Raw genomic sequence first — 23888 nt, 5'->3', positions numbered from 1 at the left:
TTATTAAATACTAGAATTATGAAAAATTACTTAAAAAATATAATTGCTGGAGGCCTAATCATACTAAGCATATCTTCTTGTAAAAAACAATTAGAAATTGAGCCAAAACAATCTATCTCATCTGATGTAGCGCTATCAAGTCCATCTGATGTTCAAAATGCGCTAACCGGTGCTTTTACCGTTTTAGCTAGTGGTGATTTATACGGAACCAATTTGATTTTTTTGCCCGATATATACGCTAGCAATAGTTACTTAAACTGGACAGGTACGTTCAGTACTTATCGAGATATATCTAATAAATCTATAATATCTACAAATGCCGATGTGCTTAGAACATGGACATCTGCATACAAGGCAATCAATGTTGCTAATACGGTTATTTCGGCACTAAATGTAGTAACGGACCCTACTGCTAGAAGTACAATTGAAGGAAAAGCTTTATTTATTCGAGGAATAATGCATTTTGAATTAGTTAGACTTTATGCTCTTCCTTTCGATGCTACTGGTACAAATAATAATTTGGGTGTTCCCATTATAACAAAGGCAGTCCAAACTACTGATGATATTGTATATTCAACGCCTAGGAATACTGTGTCTGAAGTTTACACAGCAGTTGAAAATGACTTGAAAGCATCAATAACAAAATTGGCATCCGTAGATGACAAATATGCTTCTATGGCATTTTTGGCAAGAGTATATTTGCAAGAAGGTAAATATGCATTAGCTAGAGATATGGCCAATGATATCATAACTAATAGCCCATATAGCTTGATTACTTCTTCTCTTGAAGCACCATTTAGAACAAAAAAATCTTCAGAGGGAATTTTTGAAATTGCACAAAATGAGCAAAGTAATGCAGGTACATCTAACGATGGTTTAGCAACATTTTACGCTAGCTACCAAAATGCTACTGGCGGAGATGTTGGTAGGGGTGACGCAAGTGTAAACATTAATTTTTATAATTCTTTTGAGAACGGAGACAAAAGACAAACAGAATTAATATATGACGGTGATGGCGCAAAAGCAGGAAAATTCACTAAGAAATGGTATGACTATTTTGGAAACATTCCTGTTGCTCGTATTACTGAACAGTATTTGATTAGAGCCGAATGTAATTTTAGATTAGGCACAACTATTGGAGCAACACCGGCAAGTGATATTAACACATTAAGAACCCGAGCAGGTTTAGGTAATGTTGTACCAACTTTGGCAATTATTTTAAATGAGCGAGAAAAAGAATTGGATTATGAAGGATTTAGACTTCATGATTATAAAAGAACTAAACGTTCGATTGGAAGTTTTGCATACAATGATCCAAAATTGGTGTTTCCAATCCCAGATCGTGAACTAAGTGCAAATAAAGGCTTAGTACAAAACGCAGGTTACTAAAATTTAATTAGGAATAAAAAATGCCTTCCAGATTTTGGAAGGCATTTTTTGTTTAATCGGATTTAAAGATTATTGCTTTTTTACTGCCTCGATGATTTCATCAACAACTGCAGGATCTAACAAGGTTGATGTATCTCCTAAATTAGCCGTTTCACCTTCGGCAATTTTCCTTAAAATACGCCTCATAATTTTTCCTGACCGCGTTTTTGGCAAACCAGAAACGAATAAAATTTTATCAGGCTTGGCAATTGCACCAATTACCCTGGTAACGGTTTGTAAAATATCTTTCTTGGTTAATTCAGCTTCACCATGCATCTCCGGGTTGATAACAAAGGCATAAATCCCTTGTCCTTTTACGTCGTGCGGGTAACCTACAACAGCACTTTCTATAACACCGGCATGCATATTTATTGCGTTTTCAACTTCGGCAGTGCCAATTCTATGCCCCGAAACGTTTAACACATCATCTACCCTACCTGTAATTCTGTAGTAGCCATCTTCATCACGCAGGCAGCCGTCGCCTGTAAAATATAAGTTTTCGTATGTTGCAAAATAGGTTTGCCTGCATCGCTCATGGTCGCCATAGGTGGTGCGCAACATACCAGGCCAAGGGAATTTTAAACATAAATTTCCACTTACGCTATTTCCTTCAATTTCGTTCCCATTTTCATCAACTAAAATCGGTTGAATACCAGGAAGTGGTAAGGTTGCAAAGCTTGGTTTTGTTGGGGTAACAGTCGCAATTGGAGAAATCATTATTCCCCCGGTTTCAGTTTGCCACCAGGTATCAACTATGGGCGCTTTACCATGACCAATTTTTTCATCAAACCAATGCCATGCTTCTTCGTTAATTGGCTCTCCTACCGAGCCTAAAACACGAATAGAGCTTAAATCTTTTCCATTTAATGGTTCTTCACCAAAACTCATCAGCGAACGGATTGCCGTCGGAGCAGTGTATAATGTATTTACTTTGTGTTTTTCTATAATATCCCAGAAACGTGATGGATTTGGATAAGTTGGAATTCCTTCAAATAAAACTGAAGTTGCTCCTTGCGAGAGTGGACCGTAAACGATGTATGAATGGCCTGTAATCCAGCCAATATCAGCTGTACAAAAATATACCTCGCCTGGCTTGTAATTGAATACGTTGGTAAAAGTATAACCTGCATACACCATATAACCGCCACAAGTGTGCACAACTCCTTTTGGTTTTCCGGTAGAACCTGATGTATAAAGGATAAATAGCATATCTTCCGCATCCATTTCTTCGGCTTCGCAGATATGGTTAACATGCTTTACTTCATCTTCCCACCAAACATCTCTACCTTTAAGCATAGAAACAGGTGTACGAACATGAGTTAAAACGATACATTTCTCAACCGTTGGGCAACCTATTAATGCATCATCAATTACATCTTTCAAAGGTATTTGCTTGTTTCCGCGATAAGCGCCATCAGCAGTAATTACCAATTTACATTGTGAATCGTTAATTCTATCGGCAATTGATTTTGCTGAAAAGCCACCAAAAATAACCGAGTGAACGGCACCAATTCTTGCACATGCCAATACAGCGATAGCCAGTTCAGGTACCATTGGCATATAGATACAAATGCGATCTCCCTTTTTTGCACCATTGCGTTTTAAAACATTTGCAAAGCGGCAAACGCTTTCATGAAGCATTTTATAAGTTAGGGTAACGCTTTCTTCTTCAGGATTATTTGGTTCCCAAATGATTGCAGGTTTATCTCCGTCGGTAGCTAAATGCCTGTCTAAACAGTTCTCTGTTATATTTAGTTTTGCTCCTTCAAACCATTTAATGTTAGGTTCTTTAAAATCCCAAGAAAGTACTTTATACCAAGGTTTACGCCATTGAAAATTTTGTGCAACTTCGCCCCAAAACTGTTCAGGGTTTTCTACGCTTTTTTTATAATCTTCTTCGTACTGCTTAAAAGATGTGATTTGCATTTGCTCGATGATTTTATTATTTAGTATCGGCTAATTTAAATAAATATTGATGGAATTAAATATTCATATTATATAAAAAACAATAGAGAAACATTTTAAGAACATAATATAAAAAACTATTTTTGAGAATGATAAAAAAAATAAACTTCCTAATACTGGTTTTTTTTCTAGGAATCTCTTTGAATTCTTTTTCTTCGGAAAAACAATCTTTTACTAAAATTGACACACTAAAAAAAACGGATCAGTTCATTCTCTTTAATAAAACAGCCAATATTGGTGATATTTTTTTTAGTAAGAATAAAAAATCGACTGAGCCTATATTATATTTTAAGATAGGCTATACAGCAGATCAAACAAATTCTAACGCAATAAAAACAGCAGTTCAAGGCGGACAACAATACGGAGAAACAAACCAACCACGTATTACCGACGTAAAAATATTGATGGGAAAGTATAGTGAAATGAGAGCAGAAACAGCTTCAAAAACTGCTAGCTTATATACCCTAACTGAGATAGAATTTCCTTTGCATTTGCAAGTAAAAATTTTGAATGAAACCGTTGAGTTTGAACTTTTACAGCCCGGTAAATGGACCATTGATTTAAATTTAAAAAAATAAACCTTCCACTATTGCCGTTTACAATTATTATTCAGATATTTGCACACTCTTAAAAAAATTAAGCGGACGATATTAACAACTATATTTACAAGTCATGTCAAGAGTTTGTGATTTAACTGGAAAAAAAGCAATGGTAGGTAACAACGTTTCTCACTCAAACGTTAAAACCAAACGCAAATTTTACCCAAACCTACAACTTCAGAAATTTTATATTCCTGAAGAAAACCGTTGGATTACGTTGAAAGTTTCTACTTCAGCGATAAAAACCATCAATAAAGTTGGTATTAGCGAAGCGATTAATCGTTTTGTAAAAAAAGGATTTTTGTAAAAAACATTAACTGTTGAGATTAACAGTTTTCAATTTATATTAAAATGGCAAAAAAAGGTAACAGAGTTCAGGTTATTTTAGAATGTACTGAACATAAAGAAAGTGGCATGCCGGGTATGTCTAGATATATTTCTACCAAAAACCGTAAAAACACTACAGAAAGATTAGAATTGAAAAAATTCAATCCGGTATTGAGAAAAGTAACCGTACACAAAGAGATAAAATAATTGAATGATAGATTGATTGAATGATTGAATTTCACACTCACTCATTCTAACATCCATTTAATTCAATCATAAAAATTTTTAGAAAACATGGCAAAGAAAGTAGTTGCAACCCTTAAAACAGGTACAGGTAAAGAATATTCGAAAGTAATTACAATGGTAAAATCTCCAAAAACTGGTGCTTACTCATTCAAAGAACTTATCGTACATAACGACCACGTAAAAGATGCTATTGCATCTAAATAAGGTTAATATTTTTAATTAAAAATATTAAAGGCCGTTCCGTATTTATCGGGAGGGCTTTTTTTGTTATATAAAATTATGCCTTAGAATTATTTGGTTACCTTTGTGTCAATAGTACAAAACCTGCTCTATACCTACCCAATTCTTAGAAAAATATAAACACTAATGGGCTTATTCGATTTTTTCAAAAAAAAAGAAAATGCACCTGAAGCTCAGGAAGCTTTAGATAAAGGTTTGGAAAAAACCAAAGATGGTTTCTTTAACAAAATAACAAAAGCAGTTGCAGGAAAATCTTCTGTTGATGATGAAGTACTGGATAATTTAGAGGAAGTACTCGTAACATCTGATGTTGGCGTAAGTACAACATTAAAAATTATCAAACGTATTGAAGAACGGGTATCAAAAGATAAATACTTAAATACATCCGAACTAAATTTTCTTCTTCGTGATGAAATTCAACTGCTTTTATCAGAAAACAACAGCAACGATTTTCGTCAATTTGAATATGGCGAACATAAGCCTTACGTAATTATGGTTGTTGGCGTAAATGGCGTTGGTAAAACTACAACCATTGGTAAGCTAGCGCATAAATTAAAAGAAGCAAATCTTAAAGTTGTTTTGGGTGCTGCTGATACATTCAGAGCTGCAGCAGTTGACCAGTTAAAACTTTGGGGTGAACGTGTAGGCGTTCGCGTTGTTGCTCAACCGATGGGTTCTGACCCAGCTTCAGTGGCATTTGATACCTTACAATCTGCGGTGGCCAACGGCGAGGACGTGGTAATTATTGATACTGCTGGTCGTTTACACAATAAAGTTGGTTTGATGAACGAACTTGGTAAAATTAAACAGGTAATGCAAAAGGTAGTTCCAAATGCACCACACGAAATTTTATTGGTTTTGGATGCATCAACAGGTCAAAATGCATTTGAGCAGTGTAAACAATTTACAGAGGCAACTGATGTAAACGCTTTAGCCATTACAAAATTGGATGGCACAGCTAAAGGTGGGGTGGTTATAGGTATTTCAGATCAGTTTAAAATTCCTGTAAAGTACATTGGCGTTGGCGAAAAAATAGGCGATTTACAGCTTTTTGATAAGAAAGAATTTGTGAATAGTTTGTTTAAATAACCTGTTAAAAAAGTCAAATTCTCTCAGCCGTCATGCTGAATTTATTTCAGCATCTTTTATATATAAGACCCTGAAATAAATTCAGGGTGACGACCATTATAATAGGATAATCAACAGTAGATTAGTGTAAAAGATGAATACCAAAATAATAAAAAGTAAGCCATTAATTAAGCAACCTAAAATCAATGTGATTACGTTAGGTTGTTCAAAAAACATATACGATTCGGAAGTTTTGATGGGACAGTTGCGTGGCAACAACTTAAATGTTGTACACGAGTCGGATAAAATGGGGAAAGATGATATCGTTGTCATAAATACATGTGGTTTCATTGATAATGCCAAGCAAGAATCTATCGACACCATTCTGCAATTTAGCGACTTAAAAGCAGCTGGTAAAATTGGAAAAGTTGTAGTTACAGGTTGTTTATCTGAACGTTACAAACCAGAGCTAGAATCGGAAATTACCAATGTTGATGCATTTTTTGGCACCAACGATTTACAAAACATTTTGCATGAATTAGGTGCGAATTACAAGCACGAGCTTATTGGCGAGCGTTTGCTAACCACACCTTCTCACTTCGCTTATTTCAAAATAGCAGAAGGCTGCAACCGTCCTTGCTCCTTTTGTGCAATTCCCCTAATGCGTGGAAAACACCTTAGCAAGCCAATGGAAGAATTGGTAAACGAAGCTAAAATTCTCGCTAAAAACGGCACTAAAGAACTAATCTTAATTGCTCAGGATTTAACATATTATGGCTTAGATTTATACGGTGTTCGCAAATTAGATGAGTTGATGCGCCGTTTATCTGATGTGCCAGGAATTGAATGGATTCGTTTACAGTATGCTTATCCTTCGGGTTTCCCAATGGAAATTTTGGATGCCATGAACGAAAGAGACAATATCTGCAAGTATTTGGATATGCCATTGCAGCACATTACCGACAACATGTTAAAATCTATGCGACGCGGTACAACCAAGCAAAAAACGATTGATTTAGTGAATCAAATTAGAGATAAAGTTCCAACAATTGCTATGCGGACTACGTTGATATGTGGCTATCCTGGTGAAACGGAATACGATTTTCAGGAGATGAAAGATTGGGTTGCTGAAACAAAATTTGATAGATTAGGATGTTTCACATATTCTCATGAAGAAAAAACGCATGCACATACCTTAATTGATGATATTCCAGACGAAGTAAAACAGCAACGTGTGGATGACATTATGGAAATCCAGCAGGGTATTTCTTTTGATATCAATCAGGAAAAAGTTGGTAAAACCTTTAAAGTTTTGGTAGATAAAAAAGAAGGAGAATTTTTTATCGGCAGAACAGAATTTGATTCACCTGAAGTTGATAATGAAGTTCTTATCAATGCCTACACAGGTTATGCTGCTAACGGAAGTTTTGTTAATGTTAAAATAGATAGAGCTGAAGATTTCGATTTATACGGTCAAATTGTATAAATACAAAAAAAGCATGATTGAACGTTCAATCATGCTTTTCTATTAAAATTAACTTCTAATTACTTCTTTTCAACTCTGGTTTTGATTTGGCTAGGTTTTAACCAAATTTTTGCTCCTTTAGAGTTTACGTAATATTTTTCGTTTTTTGAGTTGATATAAACATCAGAACCATCTGGTGCCATTTTACCTTTCCAGGTTTTATCAGCTACTTTCGAACCACCTTTAACGGCAACTTCAGCAGTTTTATTACCAACAGATTTAGCACCTTTACCAATTGCTTTACCAGTTTTATCTAAAGTTTTACCAACCTCAGTTTTCTTTTCTTGTGCGTTTACATTAAGGGTTAAACCACCAATTAATGCGATTGATAACAATCCTATTGCAAATTTCTTTTTCATGACAGTTATATTTTATTTGAAGGATAACGTTTAGGATTAGATTTTGTTTCAGCATAAAACAGTTTTAAAGTTTACTAAAATTAAAAATGCAATAGCTTCTAATTTTATATAAATCTAATGGTGTTTTAGGTATTAATTTATCAAAGCGGTAAGAAATTATATGATTGGTGATTTAAAACTAATTTAGCTTCTCTGCAAGTAATTTCATTTCAATATGTGGCGACCTACCTTCATATAAAATGTTATGTACAGCTTTACAAATAGGCATTTCCACATTGTGCTCGTTATTTTTAATATGCATGCATTTTGCAGCATAATATCCTTCAGCTACCATATTCATTTCCAGCTGGGCAGACTTTACGGTATAACCCTTCCCTATCATATTACCAAAAGTTCGGTTTCTACTAAATTGAGAATAAGCAGTTACCAATAAATCGCCCAAATAGGCGGATTCCATAATATCACGGTTTATTGGATGTACGGCATCAACAAAACGTTTAATTTCTCTAATGGCATTGCTAATAAGTACCGCTTGAAAATTGTCTCCATAACCAATACCATGGCAAATTCCGCTGGCTACAGCATAAATATTTTTTAAAACGGCTGCATATTCTGTACCGAAAATATCATCAGAAACATTGGTTTTAATATATCTCGTATTCAAAAATGAAGCGAAGGTTGATGCCTTTTCCAAATCTGTACAGGCAATGGTTAAGTAAGATAGCTTCTCGAATGCAACCTCTTCGGCATGGCACGGACCACTAACTACTAAAATATCCTGATAAGGTATTTCATAAATTTTATGAAGAAATTCGCCAATAATTAAATTATCTTCTGGCACAATTCCTTTAATGGCTGAGACAATTTTTTTACCCTTTAAATCGTTTGGGGTGATGCTTGATAGTGTTTCTTTAATAAATGCAGCAGGGACATTTAAAATAACATAATCTGCCGATTTGATGATGCAATGTATATCTGTAGAAATATTATCTGGCGATAATTTAATTTCCACCGAAGATAAATAATGAGGATTATGTTTAAACTTTTTGATGTGGTCGATTGCTTCGGTATTGCGCATCCACCAATAAATTTCTTTTTCCGTTAAATTATCGGATAGCATTTTTACAATGGCAGTTGCCCAGCTTCCGCCACCAATCATTGCTATTTTAGGTATCATGATTAAAAAGGTTTTTAGGTAATAATTGTAAGCTAAATGGTAAAAGGTGTAAGGCTTATGGCTTAGACTATTTGCCTTAAACCTTAAATCTTACACCCCAAACCTTATATTATACCTTACACATCGCAAGATAGTATTTCTTGCGATTAATTATACCTTACTTTTTAGCGTCTTTGCTAAACAATTGGTCTTTAGTTGTTTTCTCTACTACCATTCCATCTTTCAACTTGTTTTGAATAGCAGAATATGGTCCTGTAACAATCTCCTGACCAGCCTTAATGCCTGATTTTACAATAATAAATTGATCGTTTTGAATGCCAGTTGTAACTTCTGTTTGTTTCACTTTTGTACCATTAAGTACATATACAAACTGTTTTACGGTTTTATCTGCAAGTTTTGATTTTTGCTTATCGCTATTTTCCTGATTTCCTGATTCGGCAGAAGCCTCAGCAGATTTATTTTTGTTATCAGTAAATATAGCTTGTATTGGCACCGACAAACCTTTTAATGATTCGCTTTCGATATCAACAGTCGCCGACATACCCGGACGGAAAATAGATTGTTGTTTACCAGAAAGTTCTTCTGTAATTCTAATTTTTACAGAGAAATTAGTCACCTGATCTACCGAGGTTGAAGTTGTAGTTCCAACAGCTGTTGAAGAACTTGCAATTTCAGTTACCACACCTCTAAATTTCTTATCAGAAAAAGCATCTACTTCTATTGATGATTTATCGCCAACTTTAACACGAGTAATATCGTTTTCGTTTACATCAACATTTACTTCCATTGATGAAAGATTAGAGATACGCATGATTTCTGTACCCGCCATTTGAGAAGTACCTAAAATACGATCTCCTAATTCTATTGATAACTTAGAAACAACACCATCGACCGGAGCGTAAATTGTTGTTTTTGCCAAGTTTGCCCCCGCCTCTTTAACGTTAGCGCCAGTTTGCTCTAACGTAAATTTCGCACCGGTAACATTTTCTTTAGCACTAGCCAAATTTGCTTTCGCAGTTAAATAAGCAGCTTTCGCGGCATCAAATTCTGATGCCGAGATTACTTTTTTATTAAATAATTCTACATTACGTTTGTAAGTTGCTTCAGAGTTGGCAAAGTTTGCCTGATTTTGAATTAACTGTTGTTGAGCTGCTGCAACACTTGCTTTTTGAGCATTGAAAGAAGCAACTGTTCTCTCATAGCCCGATTGCAATACATCTGGTCTAACTTTACAAAGTAACTGTCCGGCTTTAACAATATCACCTTCTTTTACTTTAAGTTCAACCACCTCACCAGATACCTCCGAACTTAACTTTACTTCGGTTTCTGGCTGTATTTTACCACTAGCTGTTACTGTTTCAACAACAGTTCTTTCTGATGCTTTTTCTGTCGTTACTTTTTCGGTTTTATCACCGCCAATAACACCGGCGAGTTTTAGTCCGACTAGAATAACCAGGATAACACCTATGGTAATTAAAATGTGCTTCAGTTTCATAATGTTTTATTGTATTTCGTTTATTTAGTATAGTTGTAGTATTGTTAAATTGTTTTAAGGTTTAGTAATTGGAAAAAAATCCTCTAATAAGTTATAATATTAAACCTTTTTGCTCTAAAACGTAATTTGCTTACCTAAGTAATAGTCAATTACTTTTGCTCTGAAAAGCAAATCATATTTAGCTTGTATAAAATCTATTTCAGCTTTGTTTCTATTGGTTTGTGCAGTGCTGTAATCTAGCGAATTTACCAAGCCTTGTTCGTATCTTAAATCTACAGCATAAAATGCATCTTTTTGCGCCATAAACGCATTCTCAGTAGAGCGATAACGACTTTCTGCAGCTTTTAAATCGGTAGTAGCTTGAAAAATAACCTTGTTTAAATTATTTTTAGCCAATTGCTCGCTATTTAACGAATTGTTATAAGTAATTTTTGCTCTGCGAACATTAGAGCGAGCAATAAACCCATTAAATATTGGTATTTGAAGGCTCATGCCAATGCTTTGACCCAAACGTTGATTTATCTGATCTGTAAAAGATGTTTGCGGAAATAAGCCAGCATAATTAAACTGATAAGAATATGAAGTATTGATACCGGCACCTAAACTTAATGACGGATAATATGAACCTTTTGCTACGTCAATTGCCTGTTTTGCAGCACGTGAACGTAAGTTAGCCAATTTTATATCCGGAAAAATACTTAAAGCATTATTATATATCTCTTCAGCACTTTCAGTTGTTGGTGCAGCTTTAATGTTATCAATCAACGGCGCCTGCACTACAAATTTTTGATTTGGCTGCATTTCCATTAGCTGACCTAATGTTAGGTAAGAAATAGACAATGCATTTTGAGCATTTGTTAAATTCAACTCGGCAGTTGCTACCTGCGATTTTGCCTGAGAAATATCTGCTATAGTTTTATTTCCTGCATCTAGCAAAGCATTTTCTCTTATTAAAGTTTTATTTGCAATATCTAATTGTTCTTTAGATGCCCGTTCTAAATCTGTATTGTATAAAACTTGTAAATATGCAGTTACCACATTTAAAATTAAATCGTTTTTAACCTTTTCTACGTTGGTTAAATCGGCTTGTAAAAGTGTCTTATTTTGTCTTATCTGATTGATTTTTGAAAAGCCCTGAAACAAATCCACGTTGGTACTTAAGTTACCGCTTGTAAATAGTGATGTTTGGTTGGTAACCTGAAATGTGGTTTGATCTAATCCCCTACCGAAAGTTAAATTTGGATTTACACTTGCATTTAAGTTAGGGTAAAGCGCAAACTTAGATTGTGTTAAGTTTTCATCGGTTATAGCAGCACTAAATTGTGCCTGCTTTATGGTTAGATTATTTTTTAAGGTATTATCTACCGCTTGTTGTATGGTTATTACCTGTTGGGCCTTAACCATTTGGCTTAAGCATAAGGCAACTAAAAATACAGAACCAGCAGTTAACTTTGTTTGGGTAAACATCTTCATAATTTGTTTCAAATCTATATAAACAACTTCAATAATTTCAATCTATGCAGGCATTTACTAACTTTGTTTGTAATGTACCTGGTAAAATCGCCGCTTCTGCTTAAATGGTATTATCCATCTTTATTATGGAATAAGCCTCGAACCGAAAAAGTTATTTATTTAACCTTTGACGATGGACCTATACCCAATGTTACAGAATTTGTTTTAAAAACTTTAAAAGCTTTTAATGCAGAGGCAACATTTTTTTGTATCGGTGATAATATTTCTAAATACCCCGAAGTATTTCAGCAAGTAAAAAATGATGGTCATGCCATCGGAAACCATACTTATAACCATTTAAAAGGTTGGGTAACTGATGATAAAACATACATTGAAAATACTTTAAAATGCCAGCAACTTACCCAAACCAACTTATTTAGACCACCTTATGGGAGGATTAAGAAAAGTCAGATTAAGAAGCTGGCTGCCAGTTACCAGTTACCTGTTACAGGTTTACAAGAGCAAACCGGTGATAAGCAACACACAACACATAAAACCTCGTCACAAATTGTAATGTGGGATGTTCTAAGCGGTGATTTTGACCAAAAGCTTTCTCCTGAAAAATGCTATCAAAATGTGATAAATAATACTAGAAATGGCTCGATTATAGTTTTTCACGATAGTTTAAAAGCATTTGACCGTTTAGTGTATGCATTGCCTAAAGTTTTAAAATATTTTTCTGATAAAGGTTTTACTTTTTCAACGCTTTAATACTTAGCTATTGTTGTGCCAACAACATAACAGTCTAAATAGCAACATTTTAATCAATTTCTCATTTCTAAAATGTTCGTTTCCGAACATTTGCGTTCGGTATTGAACACTGCTGACCAACCATTCCTATTAACAGTAACCCGAAGTTCTTAGCCCCGATTGAATGGAAAGCCCGCAGCGCAGCGAGGACTTGTAGAGAAAGCGGGAACAAACTTTAATTGAAAAACAGGCATTGCGCTTCAACATAATTTAATGATGATTATCATATTCTATTTAGAATTCTTCCAAATAATACAATGATCCTGCTATGACTGTAAGAGGTGCATTTTTTTTGTAAATTCGCAGCTATTAGAATAGAAGTATTACCTTTTAACCAATAAAATCGATGGCTTTTGATATAGACATGATTAAAAAGGTGTATGCAAACTTCGGTAGCCGCGTTGATGCAGCTCGTAAAGTAGTTGGCAGACCTTTAACATTATCTGAAAAAATATTGTATGCTCACCTTTGGGACGGAGATCCGAAAAAAGCATTTTCTCGCGGAACTGATTATGTAGATTTCGCACCAGACCGTGTAGCAATGCAAGATGCAACTGCTCAAATGGCGCTTTTGCAATTTATGCAAGCTGGTCGCCCACAAGTAGCAGTACCATCTACCGTTCATTGCGATCACTTAATTACGGCTAAAGAAGGTGCTGCAATAGATTTGCCTCATGCAAAAACAGAAAGTGCTGAAGTTTTCGACTTCTTATCATCTGTATCAAATAAATACGGTATTGGTTTCTGGAAACCGGGAGCTGGTATTATACACCAGGTTGTTTTAGAAAATTATGCATTCCCGGGTGGAATGATGATTGGAACTGACTCGCACACTGTTAACGCAGGTGGTTTGGGTATGGTTGCAATTGGTGTTGGTGGTGCTGATGCATGTGATGTTATGGCTGGTTTACCATGGGAATTAAAATTCCCTAAATTAATTGGCGTAAAATTAACAGGTAAGTTAAACGGCTGGACTTCTGCTAAAGATGTTATTTTAAAAGTTGCTGGTATTTTAACCGTAAAAGGTGGTACTGGTGCAATTGTAGAATATTTTGGCGATGGTGCGATTAACCTAAGCTGTACTGGTAAAGGAACCATTTGTAATATGGGTGCCGAAATTGGCGCAACTACCTCTACTTTCGGATACGATGAAAGTATGGAACGTTATTTACGTGCTACCGGTAGAGATGAAGTTGCAGATGAAGCAAATAAAATTGGAGCGTATTTGACAGGTGACGACGAAGTTTACGCAGATCCTGAAAATTATTTCGACCAGGTGATTGAAATTAATTTAGATGAATTAGAGCCATATTTAAATGGTCCGTTTACACCAGATTTAGCTACTCCGGTTTCGCAAATGAAAACTGAAGCAGAGAAAAACGGTTGGCCTTTAAAAGTAGAATGGGGTTTAATTGGTTCTTGTACCAATTCATCGTACGAAGATTTATCAAGAGCAGCTTCTATAGCAAACCAAGCTATTGAAAAAGGTTTGGTTACTAAATCTGCTTTCGGTATTAACCCAGGTTCTGAGCAAGTTCGTTACACAGCTAATCGCGATGGTTTCTTAAAAACTTTCGAAGATTTAGATGCAACAATATTTACAAACGCCTGCGGACCATGTATTGGTATGTGGGACAGAACAGGTGCAGAAAAAGCAGAGAAAAATACTATTGTACACTCATTCAATAGAAATTTTGCTAAACGTGCCGATGGAAATCCAAATACTTTTGCTTTCGTAGCTTCGCCAGAAATGGTTGCAGCAATTGCAATTGCAGGAGATTTAGGTTTCAATCCATTAACAGATACTTTAACAAACGATAAAGGCGAGCAGGTTAAATTAGATCCACCTACTGGTGATGAATTGCCAACCAGAGGTTTTGCTGTAGAAGATGCAGGTTTCCAAGCTCCTGCTGCTGATGGTTCATCGGTTGAGGTATTGGTTTCTCCAACTTCGCACCGTTTGCAATTGCTAGATCCTTTTACACCTTGGGAAGGAACGGACTTAAAAGATTTAAAACTTTTGATAAAAGCTAAAGGTAAATGTACAACTGACCATATTTCTATGGCTGGACCTTGGTTAAAGTTCCGTGGTCATTTAGATAACATTTCTAACAACATGCTTATCGGTGCAGTAAACTACTTCAATGATAAAACAGATAATGTTAAAAATGAATTAACTGGCGAATATGGTCCTGTTCCAGCAACGCAACGCGATTATAAAGCTGCTGGTATTGGTTCAATCGTTGTAGGTGACGAAAACTATGGTGAAGGTTCATCTCGTGAACACGCAGCTATGGAACCACGCCATTTAGGTGTTCGTGCTGTATTGGTAAAATCATTTGCCCGTATTCATGAAACAAACCTTAAAAAACAAGGTATGTTGGGCTTAACATTTGCCGATAAAGACGATTACGATAAAATTTTAGAAGGCGATACCGTTGATATTTTAGGTCTAACAGAATTTGCTCCAAACAAACCATTAACCTTGGTTTTACACCACTTAGATGGAACTGAAGAACAATTTTTAGTTAACCACAGTTACAATGCTCAACAAATTGAGTGGTTTGTTGCTGGTGGTGCTTTAAATATTATTAGAAGAGAAGCTGCTGCAAAAGCTGCACTTTAAGAACAGAGCTGCGCTTTAAGAATAAAGAATAAGGATAAAAGAGCAATGAGTTAGGGTTTAAATAAAAACTCTCACAAATATTATCTTTATTCCTTAATCCAAATAAAAAATCCCATTTTGAGTAAAATCAAAATGGGATTTTTTTATTTAAGAAGTAATTTTAAGCTTTGTTTTAGAATTAAGTATGATAATTTATTATTCTGTTGATTTTAAAGTTTTTATATCATCTATCAACTGTTGCATTTCTAAAGCCAATGTACCATTGTATATGCCGCGGATACGTTTATTTTTATCAACTAAAATAAAATGTTCGGTATGTAAAAATTCTGTACTGTCTTTACTAAATCCTATGTCTTCCTCTGCAAAATAAGATTTTCTAGCTAAATCATATATTTCTGCTTTACTTCCTGTAAGAAAATGCCAGTTGCCATTATCTATATGGTTTTGTTCTTTATAGCGTTTTAAAACATAGGGCTTATCTATCCATGGTGTAACTGAAAAAGAAAGAAATACAAGATTTTTATCATTTGCAAAACCATCACTTACAGTTTTCAAATTTTTAGTCATTGTTGGACAGATACTACCGCAAGAGGTAAAGATGAAATTGGCTACATGAATTTTTCCTTCTATCGTTTGTTCATTAACCATTACACTATCTTGATTTAGAAACGAAAAACTATTGATGGTGTGTGTTATTTTATTTTTTACTAACTCGTTGTTTTTCAAGAAAATTGGGGTAAAAGTAGGCTCATTATAATAAGGCAAAGGAATAATCTCTTTATCCTTTTGTTTACAACCTGAAAATATTAAAGCACTACTTAATATTAAAAATACTATCCGATACATTTCTACAATTTTTAGTGCCTAATAAACCATATCTTTTCCCGTTTATAATTACATAATTGGCTCTTATCTTTCCGTTATCATACCATAACTTTTGTGCTCCCTCTTCTTGGCCATTTTTATAATTAGCTAAATGAATTAACTTACCATCCATATTCCATTCTTTCAATTCTCCTTGGTAAGCATCGTCTTTAGCAAAAAATTCAAATTTTTTCTTGCCATTTTGCCAGAAAGCTGTTTGTTTGCCATTCTTTTTTCCATCATTATACCCTCTTATTTCCATGAGCTTTTTGTTTGAATACCATTTTATTTCAATTCCATTTTTTAAACCATCTGTGTAAGATTCTAATAACACTGTATCCTTGTTAGCGTGTAATTCATACAAAAAACCAGAGTATTTTAAATTGTTTAAATAAACGGTATCGTTTTTAATGAAGATATTTAATGAAGATTTTAAATTATAAGTGTTAGAAATAGCATTTACTTCTTTTGACTTGTTTTGCTTGCAAGAACAAATCAAAAGAAGTAAACAGAATAACTTATCTATTTTCATTATTGAGTAACGGTTCCTGCTATACCATAGTAACCATTCCCATTTAAATAGGGCGCATCTGCAGTAAAATGGTAATGATAACTACCGTTCGGAAAATCTACAGTTGCATGGTTATGTCCATGATAGACATCTAGGTTAGAACTGGTAACAACTGTACCGTTTTCTTCTTGCGGACCATAAACTGGGAATCCATCTAATAAAAAGCCTAACAAAGCCGATTTTGTAGCTTTTACAGTGGTTAAATATAATGGTTCAACATGGTAATGGTATTGGCTTGTTCCGGTTGGATGACCATAATATTTATCAAAACTTGCAATTTCGGTAGTAAGTGCTAAATTATTAGGACCAGCATATTGATTATATAATGCAACACCATTTAATGCAACACCAATTGCACCTAAAGGAGTTGCAGCGTGATTTGAAGCAACAGCAGGATTTAATGGTATTTTAAATGTGAAAGATTGTGAAGCTATTACATTCGGATTTTTGGCGAATGTGTTTCCACCAAATGTAGTTCCATTGTAGGCCTCATACAAAGTACTTGTAGCTGGATAATATGCACTTTTATGGTCTGGAGTGCCATTTGTTTTTATGGTAATAAAAGTACCATCGCTTGTTATACTTGTAGCGCCGTAAATTTTTGAATAAACAACAGGTACAGCAATATTTGCAGTTACTGGAGTTGAATCGTCATTTTTGCTACATGAAGAGAGAGAGATAAATGTAATAATTGTTAGGAGGGATTTGTAAATAGTTGTTTTTTTTATTTTCATTTATAAAATTTATTTTGATTGTTTTGAGTATTTTAAACAAGAAAGGTTTAAAATACTCAAAACAATTTAGATATTTCTTTTAAGCTGAACTAATTAAAACAAATTAATATATAGCAAAAGAGTATTAGACTTAATACACCAACTTCGGCTTACCATTTACGCATTCAATACGTTTGGGCGCTATTATCAATGCACAATCTGAATACAATTTCCATTTCTCATTAAAAGCCTTTTCTTTCTGCGTGTATTGTTCTACCTTTTGAAGAAATAATGCAGTATCAATTTTGGCCGAGTATGCAATAAAACTACTTGCCCCACCGCAGCCTTTGGCTCCAATTGGCACTATACGCCAATCAGCAGCATTATCACAACTGATCTGGTCAGACATTTTTAAAATATCACTCATCAGTAGCTTTAATTCCATTTCATCTTTTTCTTTTGATTTCAAAAGGACACTATCATCTTTACAAGATATAATTGTACAAATTATGAAAATGAATAATGCAGCTGAGCTAGTTTTGAGGATATGCATTTATGAAATTGTTTTTGAACATATAACGCACTGCTTTAACGAAACGCTACAGATTTTAAGACTTTAAAAATTGCTGCCACCAATATCCTGAGTTTTTAATTGTTCTTTCCAGAGTTTTAAAATCGGTATGTACCAATCCAAAACGAGCATCGAAACCTTCTGCCCATTCAAAATTATCCATTAGCGTCCAGGCCATGTAGCCAGAAATTGGCATGCCCTCATTTTTAGCTTTTAGCAAAGCCTCGAGGTACAATTCAAAATATGCTATGCGGGCGTCATCTTCAATTGTGCCATTAATAATTTTATCGTGATAAGCAGCTCCATTTTCTGTAATAATGATATTTTTTACATTTGGATAGGCCGAAAACTGCTTGATAATATTATAAAAACTATCTGCATTAATTTCCCATCCCATAGCAGTGTGAGGCTTCTTACGACTTTTCGCTTTAACTTCCCAGGCTTGAGTTACCGGAATAAAAGCATTGTACTTAACCGTTAATGGGAAATAATTTTGCAGACCAATAAAATCAAAATCAAATGTATAACGTTTTGTGTGGCGCCAAGTTCCATATTCTATTTGAAATTTCTCTAGTACATCCCAATTTGAAGTTGGAAAACCCATACCTAAAGCAGGCTCTATAAATAGTCTATTCATCAGACAATCTACTCTTTTAGCGGCCAGTATATCATTATCACTTTGTGTGTAAGGAATAATCTCTGAACAGGAAAAGGTTGTTCCAATATTGGCATGAGGTACTTCTGCACGTAAAATTTTTGCACCATCAGCCTGTGCTAAGGCCGTATGATGAACGGATGAAAAGAAGTTACCCAAACCTGTTTTGCCGGGTGCATGTATCCCGAGCATATACCCTAAAGATGTAAAACCAAATGGTTCGTTAACTACAATCCAGTCTTTAACTTTATCACCATATTCCTTAGCACACAAACTTACAAACTCATTAAAAGCCGTATTGATACTAAAGCTTGTCCACCCGCCCTCGTTCTCTAAAGCCTGAGGCAAATCCCAATGATACAAAGTTACAAATGGAGTAATTCCAATCGCCAAACACTCATCAATTACATTGTGATAAAACCTAATTCCTTCCTGATTAACTGTTCCTCGACCTAAAGGTAAAACCCGCGACCAGGCAATTGAGAATCTAAAAACCTTAAAACCTAATGTTTTTACCAAAGCAATATCTTCTCGATAGCGATGGTAAAAATCGCAGGCTACGTTTGGTTTGTGTCCCTTTTTTATCTTTCCTGTTTTAGAAGAAAACGTATCCCAAATGGATGGACCTTTGCCATAATAATCTGATGTACCTTCTATTTGGGCGGCAGCAGTTGCAACTCCCCACAAAAAGTCTTCGCCAAAATCAGCTGATTTAATCATTTAAATGCTTCATCCTATAAATATGAGAAGTTAATATTAAATTGATGTTAAAGTTTATATTTACATCTTTAAATTTTTGAGGTGAAAATTACTTTAATCGCTATTGGCAAAACAGAAGATAAATATTTAATTGAAGGCATTGACAAATACATCAACCGCCTTAAACACTATATTAACTTTAGTTTTTTATCCATTCCTGATGTTAAAAACGTAAAAAACTTATCCGAAGCACAACAGAAAGCAAAAGAGGCAGAACTGATACACAAACAAATTAGTAGTGGCGATGTTGTTATTTTACTTGATGAGGGTGGAAAAAAATATAGTTCGGTTCAGTTTTCTTCATATTTAAACAAACAAATGGTTGGAAGCGTTCAGCATTTAATTTTCATTATTGGCGGACCTTATGGCTTCGATGAAAGTGTTTATAAGCGGGCGAATGGATTGATTTCTTTATCAGATATGACTTTTTCTCATCAAATGATTCGTTTGTTTTTTGTAGAACAATTGTACCGTGGCTTCAGTATTTTAAAAGGGGAACCATACCATCATGCTTAGCTTAAACGTTTCTTATGGAAACCTGAATTTTAAATCATCATTAAAATAAAATATTATGTTATTAGATAAATATAAAAGGCAATATAAATTTAGAAGTAACCAAAGCGGCAATGACAAATATTTGTGGATAAGCTTAATTATCTCATTTATTGTTGTAGCTATAATTTGGTATTTCTTTTAAAATTTTGGTCACAAAAAAAGCACCGATAAATCGATGCTTTTTTATATTTCATAAAGCGATTACACTCCTTTTTTACTCGTCATGCTTGCTTTTTTTGCTGGTGCTGATGTTTTAGTAGAAACTTTGCTGTTCGAGGCCTTAGCTCCTGTAGCTTTTTGCTTCTTATCTGCAGCTGCTTTTTCTTCTGATAATTTAACTTCAGCCGGTGTACCTTGAGTATCTGGAGTTTCTTCAGTAAACAAAGGCAAATCTTTAATGATGTTATACCATCCAATAATTTTCTTCATGTCCGAAGCATAAACCTTATCTTCATCATGTCCTGGCGCAACTTCGTTAAAATAAGCACGAAGTGTAGCTGAATCTGCCTTAGTATCTGGAGTAGATCCTTTAACCGAGATTTTTGTAAAAACATCTACTAATTTAATCTCTTCATCCTCACCGTAAACAGTAATATCTTCTAACGATGCAAGTTTGGTATTTGTGATGTTCGCCACAACTTTAAGTTTTTGAGCGTCTAAACCCTCTAAAATATACCCAACTTTATTTTGTCCTACCAGTTTAAACAAACCTGGTCTGCCTGAAACGGCAACTATTCCTCTTAAATTCATAATATTTTGAGATATGAGATGTGAGATATAAGATGCAAGAAACTAACCTTCACATCAAATACTTCAAATCAAGTTCTAACAATTTTAAAGAGAAAGAGCAAAAGTTAAAGACTATGTCTCAATCTAATGTCTCAAATCTCAAATCTATTTTTTAATCTTCTACTATTTCAACGCCTAAAATTTTGTCTCCCTGACGGATATCATCAACAAGATCAACATTTTCAATCGCTTTACCAAATACGGTATGTACACCATCTAAGTGTGCTGTATTGGTTCTGCTATGGCAAATAAAGAATTGTGAACCACCGGTATTGCGACCTGCATGCGCCATTGATAACACACCACGATCGTGATATTGATTTTCTCCATCCAATTCACAATCAATTTTGTAACCCGGACCACCAGTACCTGGCATTCCAGTTGCTCCATCTTTCGAATTAGGGCAACCTGTTTGAACCATAAAATTCGGAATTACACGGTGAAATGTAACACCATCATAAAATCCTTCGCTTGCTAATTTTTTAAAATTTGCTACTGCCTTTGGAGCATCTTTTTCAAAGAACTCTACAGTTATATTGCCTTTTTCGGTTTTTATTATTGCTTTACTCATATCGATTTTTATTATTAAAATTACCTTAATGGCTATTAAACTTTTTAAGGAACAGCAAAAATAACAAAATTGTATAAATAGAACATCTTTAAAGATTTAAATTGCAAATAATACTTCAAATTTTCTGAAAACTAGAATATTGTGTAAATGAGCGGTAAAGTAATTCTTGGAATCTTCAGCCCCGCCATACGCTGTAGCCCTCGTAAAAAACTCGGGGCTGCCGCTTCTGTCTGGTTTAAAAACAGAGGTAATATTTTCTTCGGTTAGTTTTTAGGGGCAAGCTTATATGTTCTTAAATGTCTTATATGGTAAACAATTATCTACCTAACTTTGTGCCCTCTGTGCATTCCTTTGCGAACTCTGTGGTAAATTAGGAAGATTGAACTATTTTAATTTTTTGGAAAGCAGGGTAAAGAAGCCATTCGGGAACTGTAGTCCCGCTAATCGCTGTAGCCCTCATAGAAAAATTCGGGGCTGCCGCTTTTATCGGGTTTAAAAACAGTGTTAAGATTTTCTTCGGTTAGTTTCTAGGAGCAAGCTTATATGTTCTTAAATGTCTTATATGGTAAAGAATTATCTGCCTAGCTTTGTATTCTCTGATAATTCCTTTGCAAACTCTGCGGTAAAATACATTTAATGCTAACTATTTAATTTTTAGAAAACAAGGCTTATGTGTCCTTAAATGTCTTATATGGTAAAGAATTATCTGCCTAGCTTTGTGTTCTCTGTGAATTCCTTTGCGACCTCTGCGGTAAAATACATTTAGGTAGATTGAACTATTTTAATTTTAGAAAACAACGCTAATAAGCTTTTCGGAAACCTCAGCCCCGCCATACGCTGTAGCCCTCGTAAAAAACTCGGGGCTGCCGCTTCTGTCAGGTTTAAGAACAGAGGTAAGATTTCTTCGGTTAGTTTTTAGGGGGCAAGCTTATATGTTCTTAAATATCTTATATGGTAAAGAATTATCTGCCTAGCTTTGTGTTCTTTGTGAATTCCTTTGCAAACTCTGCGGTAAAATACATTTATGGAAATAGAACTATTGTAATTTTTGGAAAATAAGTTTATAAACTTTCGGAAACTGCAGTTCTGCACCAAACGCATCAATCATTTCTTTCTGCTTTATAAAAGCAATTAATTGTTAAGCATCTTTAAATTAACCTGAAACCAATCCAAGAATAAAGGCAAGCATATAAATCATTAAAATTTTAATAAACAGACTAAATCAGGTATTTTAGTGTTTTATGTAAATATGTTGATTAAGAAAAAGTATTTCATTTTAGTTTTCTGCTTGCTGTTAGGGTTGTGGGCAAAAGCATCATCTTTATTAATTTATATGGATGAAGACCAAAAAAACCACCTTAAGGCTTATGGAATTGCATACTGGACAGTTAGCAAACAAGCTGAAGTAGATTGGCTTCTGAATTATAGAGGAGGGAGCTTTTTAATCAAATACAATAAGACGGTAGAAGATGAATGCAAAATTAGAGGTGTTTCTTATGAAGTTTTAGCTGATGGTAAAGTTGTTAATCTATTGAACGAAATTAGTGACCCATCGGTGAATATGGAAATGGTTAAGTTAGAGAAAACACCTAAAATCGCTGTTTATTCACCCAAAAGCAAACTTCCTTGGGATGATGCTGTAACACTTGTGCTCACCTATGCCGAAATTCCTTATGATGTGATTTATGATGATGATATTTTACAGGATAAGTTGAGCAAATACGATTGGTTACATCTACACCATGAGGATTTTACTGGTCAATATGGACGTTTTTGGTCATCATTCAGGTATGCAACCTGGTATCAGGAAGACGTTAAAAGCCAGGAAGCATTGGCTAAGAGACTGGGTTACAAAAAGGTTTCGGAAATGAAATTGGCAGTTGCAAAGCATATTAAAGAATATTGTGCGGGTGGAGGTTTTATGTTTGCAATGTGTTCTGGAACAGATAGTTTTGACATCGCTCTAGCAGCAGAAGGTATAGATATTTGCGCAGCTATGTTTGATGGTGATGGTGCAGATCCGAATGCTCAGGCGAAGCTAGATTTTAATAAAACACTGGCTTTTCAAAATTTTAAGTTAGACAACAATCCAATGAATTATGAATTTTCGGATATTGATGTAACAAATAACCGAGGTTTAAATGAATCGAACGATTATTTCACTTTATTTGATTTCTCCGCCAAATGGGATTTGGTTCCAACGATGCTCACCCAAAATCATGATAAAGTTATCAAAGGTTTTATGGGGCAAACCACAGCTTTCAGAAAGAATTTAATTAAAACAAGTGTTACCGTTTTGGGTGAAAATAAAGGTGCCGCAGAAGTTAGGTATTTACATGGTGAAATTGGTAAAGGCCAGTTTACGTTTTATGGCGGGCATGATCCAGAAGATTATCAGCACGCTGTTGGTGATCCTCCTACTGATTTAAATTTACACCCCAATTCTGCAGGTTACAGATTGATCTTGAATAATGTTTTGTTTCCCGCTGCAAAGAAGAAACCTCAAAAGACTTAATCACGAAT

23 protein-coding genes are annotated in these 23888 nt (G+C 34.7%); 11 read left to right on the top strand and 12 right to left on the bottom strand.

Annotated features, from left to right (window positions below):
- Nucleotides 1–18: 18 nt before the first annotated feature.
- Nucleotides 19–1389, top strand: coding sequence for a RagB/SusD family nutrient uptake outer membrane protein (locus tag D7004_RS04230; RefSeq protein WP_123204630.1), 1371 nt, complete (start codon nucleotides 19–21; stop codon nucleotides 1387–1389).
- A gap of 69 nt (nucleotides 1390–1458) precedes the next feature.
- On the opposite strand, the gene acs is transcribed toward D7004_RS04230, so the two are convergent.
- Nucleotides 1459–3366 carry an acetate--CoA ligase gene (acs, locus tag D7004_RS04225; protein WP_407946530.1) on the bottom strand — a complete coding sequence of 636 codons (1908 nt, stop codon included), beginning with the start codon at nucleotides 3364–3366 and terminating at the stop codon, nucleotides 1459–1461.
- A gap of 116 nt (nucleotides 3367–3482) precedes the next feature.
- Between acs and D7004_RS04220 the strand changes: the two genes are divergently transcribed.
- The 6 genes from D7004_RS04220 to rimO all read left to right on the top strand — a co-directional run bounded on the left by D7004_RS04220 (nucleotide 3483) and on the right by rimO (nucleotide 7359).
- Complete coding sequence (locus D7004_RS04220) at nucleotides 3483–3971, top strand: hypothetical protein (RefSeq protein WP_123204628.1); 489 nt, start codon at nucleotides 3483–3485, stop codon at nucleotides 3969–3971.
- Nucleotides 3972–4065: 94 nt separating this feature from the next.
- Nucleotides 4066–4299, top strand: coding sequence for a 50S ribosomal protein L28 (rpmB, locus tag D7004_RS04215; RefSeq protein WP_025145121.1), 234 nt, complete (start codon nucleotides 4066–4068; stop codon nucleotides 4297–4299).
- Nucleotides 4300–4343: 44 nt separating this feature from the next.
- Nucleotides 4344–4526: a 50S ribosomal protein L33 gene (gene rpmG, locus D7004_RS04210; protein WP_010599807.1), complete on the top strand. Its 183-nt coding sequence runs from the start codon at nucleotides 4344–4346 to the stop codon at nucleotides 4524–4526.
- A gap of 87 nt (nucleotides 4527–4613) precedes the next feature.
- Entirely contained in the window at nucleotides 4614–4769 is a 156-nt protein-coding gene (locus D7004_RS04205) for a DUF4295 domain-containing protein (protein WP_010599808.1), read from the top strand.
- Between the two features lie 162 nt (nucleotides 4770–4931).
- Complete coding sequence (gene ftsY / locus D7004_RS04200; protein WP_123204627.1) at nucleotides 4932–5894, top strand: signal recognition particle-docking protein FtsY; 963 nt, start codon at nucleotides 4932–4934, stop codon at nucleotides 5892–5894.
- 133 nt (nucleotides 5895–6027) lie between these two features.
- Nucleotides 6028–7359, top strand: a complete 1332-nt coding sequence (gene rimO, locus D7004_RS04195) for a 30S ribosomal protein S12 methylthiotransferase RimO (protein WP_123204626.1) — start codon at nucleotides 6028–6030, stop codon at nucleotides 7357–7359.
- 59 nt (nucleotides 7360–7418) lie between these two features.
- Here the strand turns inward: rimO and D7004_RS04190 are convergent, their stop codons facing one another.
- The 4 genes from D7004_RS04190 to D7004_RS04175 all read right to left on the bottom strand — a co-directional run bounded on the left by D7004_RS04190 (nucleotide 7419) and on the right by D7004_RS04175 (nucleotide 11902).
- Entirely contained in the window at nucleotides 7419–7757 is a 339-nt protein-coding gene (locus tag D7004_RS04190) for a hypothetical protein (RefSeq protein WP_123204625.1), read from the bottom strand.
- A gap of 178 nt (nucleotides 7758–7935) precedes the next feature.
- Nucleotides 7936–8934: an NAD(P)H-dependent glycerol-3-phosphate dehydrogenase gene (locus D7004_RS04185; protein ID WP_244214241.1), complete on the bottom strand. Its 999-nt coding sequence runs from the start codon at nucleotides 8932–8934 to the stop codon at nucleotides 7936–7938.
- Between the two features lie 157 nt (nucleotides 8935–9091).
- The gene (locus D7004_RS04180; RefSeq protein ID WP_123204624.1) at nucleotides 9092–10429 is read right to left on the bottom strand and encodes an efflux RND transporter periplasmic adaptor subunit; all 1338 of its coding nucleotides are present in this window, start codon (nucleotides 10427–10429) and stop codon (nucleotides 9092–9094) included.
- Nucleotides 10430–10543: 114 nt separating this feature from the next.
- Nucleotides 10544–11902 (bottom strand): TolC family protein, encoded by a 1359-nt coding sequence (locus D7004_RS04175; protein WP_123204623.1) that lies wholly within the window; start codon nucleotides 11900–11902, stop codon nucleotides 10544–10546.
- Between the two features lie 72 nt (nucleotides 11903–11974).
- Between D7004_RS04175 and D7004_RS04170 the strand changes: the two genes are divergently transcribed.
- Both D7004_RS04170 and D7004_RS04165 read left to right on the top strand, forming a co-directional pair.
- Nucleotides 11975–12652: a polysaccharide deacetylase family protein gene (locus D7004_RS04170; RefSeq protein ID WP_123204622.1), complete on the top strand. Its 678-nt coding sequence runs from the start codon at nucleotides 11975–11977 to the stop codon at nucleotides 12650–12652.
- 385 nt (nucleotides 12653–13037) lie between these two features.
- Nucleotides 13038–15317: an aconitate hydratase gene (locus tag D7004_RS04165; RefSeq protein WP_123204621.1), complete on the top strand. Its 2280-nt coding sequence runs from the start codon at nucleotides 13038–13040 to the stop codon at nucleotides 15315–15317.
- A gap of 195 nt (nucleotides 15318–15512) precedes the next feature.
- Here the strand turns inward: D7004_RS04165 and D7004_RS04160 are convergent, their stop codons facing one another.
- From D7004_RS04160 to D7004_RS04140, 5 genes are all read right to left on the bottom strand, one after another.
- The gene (locus tag D7004_RS04160) at nucleotides 15513–16163 is read right to left on the bottom strand and encodes an SCO family protein (protein ID WP_123204620.1); all 651 of its coding nucleotides are present in this window, start codon (nucleotides 16161–16163) and stop codon (nucleotides 15513–15515) included.
- The gene (locus tag D7004_RS04155; protein ID WP_123204619.1) at nucleotides 16132–16713 is read right to left on the bottom strand and encodes a toxin-antitoxin system YwqK family antitoxin; all 582 of its coding nucleotides are present in this window, start codon (nucleotides 16711–16713) and stop codon (nucleotides 16132–16134) included. Before D7004_RS04155 ends, D7004_RS04160 begins: the two co-directional genes overlap by 32 nt.
- Entirely contained in the window at nucleotides 16713–17486 is a 774-nt protein-coding gene (locus tag D7004_RS04150; RefSeq protein WP_123204618.1) for a YHYH protein, read from the bottom strand. Before D7004_RS04150 ends, D7004_RS04155 begins: the two co-directional genes overlap by 1 nt.
- 130 nt (nucleotides 17487–17616) lie before the next feature.
- Nucleotides 17617–17910 carry a hypothetical protein gene (locus D7004_RS04145; protein ID WP_148042753.1) on the bottom strand — a complete coding sequence of 98 codons (294 nt, stop codon included), beginning with the start codon at nucleotides 17908–17910 and terminating at the stop codon, nucleotides 17617–17619.
- Nucleotides 17911–18073: 163 nt separating this feature from the next.
- Nucleotides 18074–19411 (bottom strand): GH1 family beta-glucosidase, encoded by a 1338-nt coding sequence (locus D7004_RS04140; RefSeq protein ID WP_123204616.1) that lies wholly within the window; start codon nucleotides 19409–19411, stop codon nucleotides 18074–18076.
- 81 nt (nucleotides 19412–19492) lie between these two features.
- Between D7004_RS04140 and rlmH the strand changes: the two genes are divergently transcribed.
- Nucleotides 19493–19966, top strand: coding sequence for a 23S rRNA (pseudouridine(1915)-N(3))-methyltransferase RlmH (rlmH, locus tag D7004_RS04135; RefSeq protein WP_123204615.1), 474 nt, complete (start codon nucleotides 19493–19495; stop codon nucleotides 19964–19966).
- A gap of 240 nt (nucleotides 19967–20206) precedes the next feature.
- On the opposite strand, the gene D7004_RS04130 is transcribed toward rlmH, so the two are convergent.
- Together D7004_RS04130 and D7004_RS04125 are read right to left on the bottom strand one after the other, a co-directional pair.
- Nucleotides 20207–20755 carry a DUF5606 family protein gene (locus tag D7004_RS04130; protein ID WP_123204614.1) on the bottom strand — a complete coding sequence of 183 codons (549 nt, stop codon included), beginning with the start codon at nucleotides 20753–20755 and terminating at the stop codon, nucleotides 20207–20209.
- Nucleotides 20756–20906: 151 nt separating this feature from the next.
- Nucleotides 20907–21365, bottom strand: a complete 459-nt coding sequence (locus tag D7004_RS04125) for a peptidylprolyl isomerase (protein WP_123204613.1) — start codon at nucleotides 21363–21365, stop codon at nucleotides 20907–20909.
- A 1333-nt stretch (nucleotides 21366–22698) separates the two neighbouring features.
- Here D7004_RS04125 and D7004_RS04120 point away from each other — a divergent pair.
- Nucleotides 22699–23880 carry an asparagine synthetase B gene (locus D7004_RS04120; protein WP_123204701.1) on the top strand — a complete coding sequence of 394 codons (1182 nt, stop codon included), beginning with the start codon at nucleotides 22699–22701 and terminating at the stop codon, nucleotides 23878–23880.
- The last annotated feature ends 8 nt before the right edge of the window (nucleotides 23881–23888 follow it).

Origin of the sequence: Pedobacter jejuensis (assembly GCF_003725795.1) — a bacterium.
Classification (GTDB): Bacteria; Bacteroidota; Bacteroidia; order Sphingobacteriales; family Sphingobacteriaceae; genus Pedobacter; species Pedobacter jejuensis.
This window is presented reverse-complemented; position numbering and strand designations above follow the sequence as displayed.

Coding starts and splice junctions, on each gene's coding strand:
- D7004_RS04160 (WP_123204620.1), bottom strand. CDS start 16,163: ATGTATCGGATAGTATTTTTAATATTAAGTAGTGCTTTAATATTTTCA.
- D7004_RS04170 (WP_123204622.1), top strand. CDS start 11,975: ATGTACCTGGTAAAATCGCCGCTTCTGCTTAAATGGTATTATCCATCT.
- rpmG (WP_010599807.1), top strand. CDS start 4,344: ATGGCAAAAAAAGGTAACAGAGTTCAGGTTATTTTAGAATGTACTGAA.
- ftsY (WP_123204627.1), top strand. CDS start 4,932: ATGGGCTTATTCGATTTTTTCAAAAAAAAAGAAAATGCACCTGAAGCT.
- D7004_RS04180 (WP_123204624.1), bottom strand. CDS start 10,429: ATGAAACTGAAGCACATTTTAATTACCATAGGTGTTATCCTGGTTATT.
- rpmB (WP_025145121.1), top strand. CDS start 4,066: ATGTCAAGAGTTTGTGATTTAACTGGAAAAAAAGCAATGGTAGGTAAC.
- D7004_RS04175 (WP_123204623.1), bottom strand. CDS start 11,902: ATGAAGATGTTTACCCAAACAAAGTTAACTGCTGGTTCTGTATTTTTA.
- D7004_RS04145 (WP_148042753.1), bottom strand. CDS start 17,910: ATGGAATTAAAGCTACTGATGAGTGATATTTTAAAAATGTCTGACCAG.
- D7004_RS04125 (WP_123204613.1), bottom strand. CDS start 21,365: ATGAGTAAAGCAATAATAAAAACCGAAAAAGGCAATATAACTGTAGAG.
- D7004_RS04150 (WP_123204618.1), bottom strand. CDS start 17,486: ATGAAAATAAAAAAAACAACTATTTACAAATCCCTCCTAACAATTATT.
- D7004_RS04185 (WP_244214241.1), bottom strand. CDS start 8,934: ATGATACCTAAAATAGCAATGATTGGTGGCGGAAGCTGGGCAACTGCC.
- D7004_RS04220 (WP_123204628.1), top strand. CDS start 3,483: ATGATAAAAAAAATAAACTTCCTAATACTGGTTTTTTTTCTAGGAATC.
- D7004_RS04230 (WP_123204630.1), top strand. CDS start 19: ATGAAAAATTACTTAAAAAATATAATTGCTGGAGGCCTAATCATACTA.
- rimO (WP_123204626.1), top strand. CDS start 6,028: ATGAATACCAAAATAATAAAAAGTAAGCCATTAATTAAGCAACCTAAA.
- D7004_RS04155 (WP_123204619.1), bottom strand. CDS start 16,713: ATGAAAATAGATAAGTTATTCTGTTTACTTCTTTTGATTTGTTCTTGC.
- D7004_RS04165 (WP_123204621.1), top strand. CDS start 13,038: ATGGCTTTTGATATAGACATGATTAAAAAGGTGTATGCAAACTTCGGT.
- D7004_RS04205 (WP_010599808.1), top strand. CDS start 4,614: ATGGCAAAGAAAGTAGTTGCAACCCTTAAAACAGGTACAGGTAAAGAA.
- D7004_RS04190 (WP_123204625.1), bottom strand. CDS start 7,757: ATGAAAAAGAAATTTGCAATAGGATTGTTATCAATCGCATTAATTGGT.
- D7004_RS04140 (WP_123204616.1), bottom strand. CDS start 19,411: ATGATTAAATCAGCTGATTTTGGCGAAGACTTTTTGTGGGGAGTTGCA.
- D7004_RS04130 (WP_123204614.1), bottom strand. CDS start 20,755: ATGAATTTAAGAGGAATAGTTGCCGTTTCAGGCAGACCAGGTTTGTTT.
- D7004_RS04120 (WP_123204701.1), top strand. CDS start 22,699: ATGGATGAAGACCAAAAAAACCACCTTAAGGCTTATGGAATTGCATAC.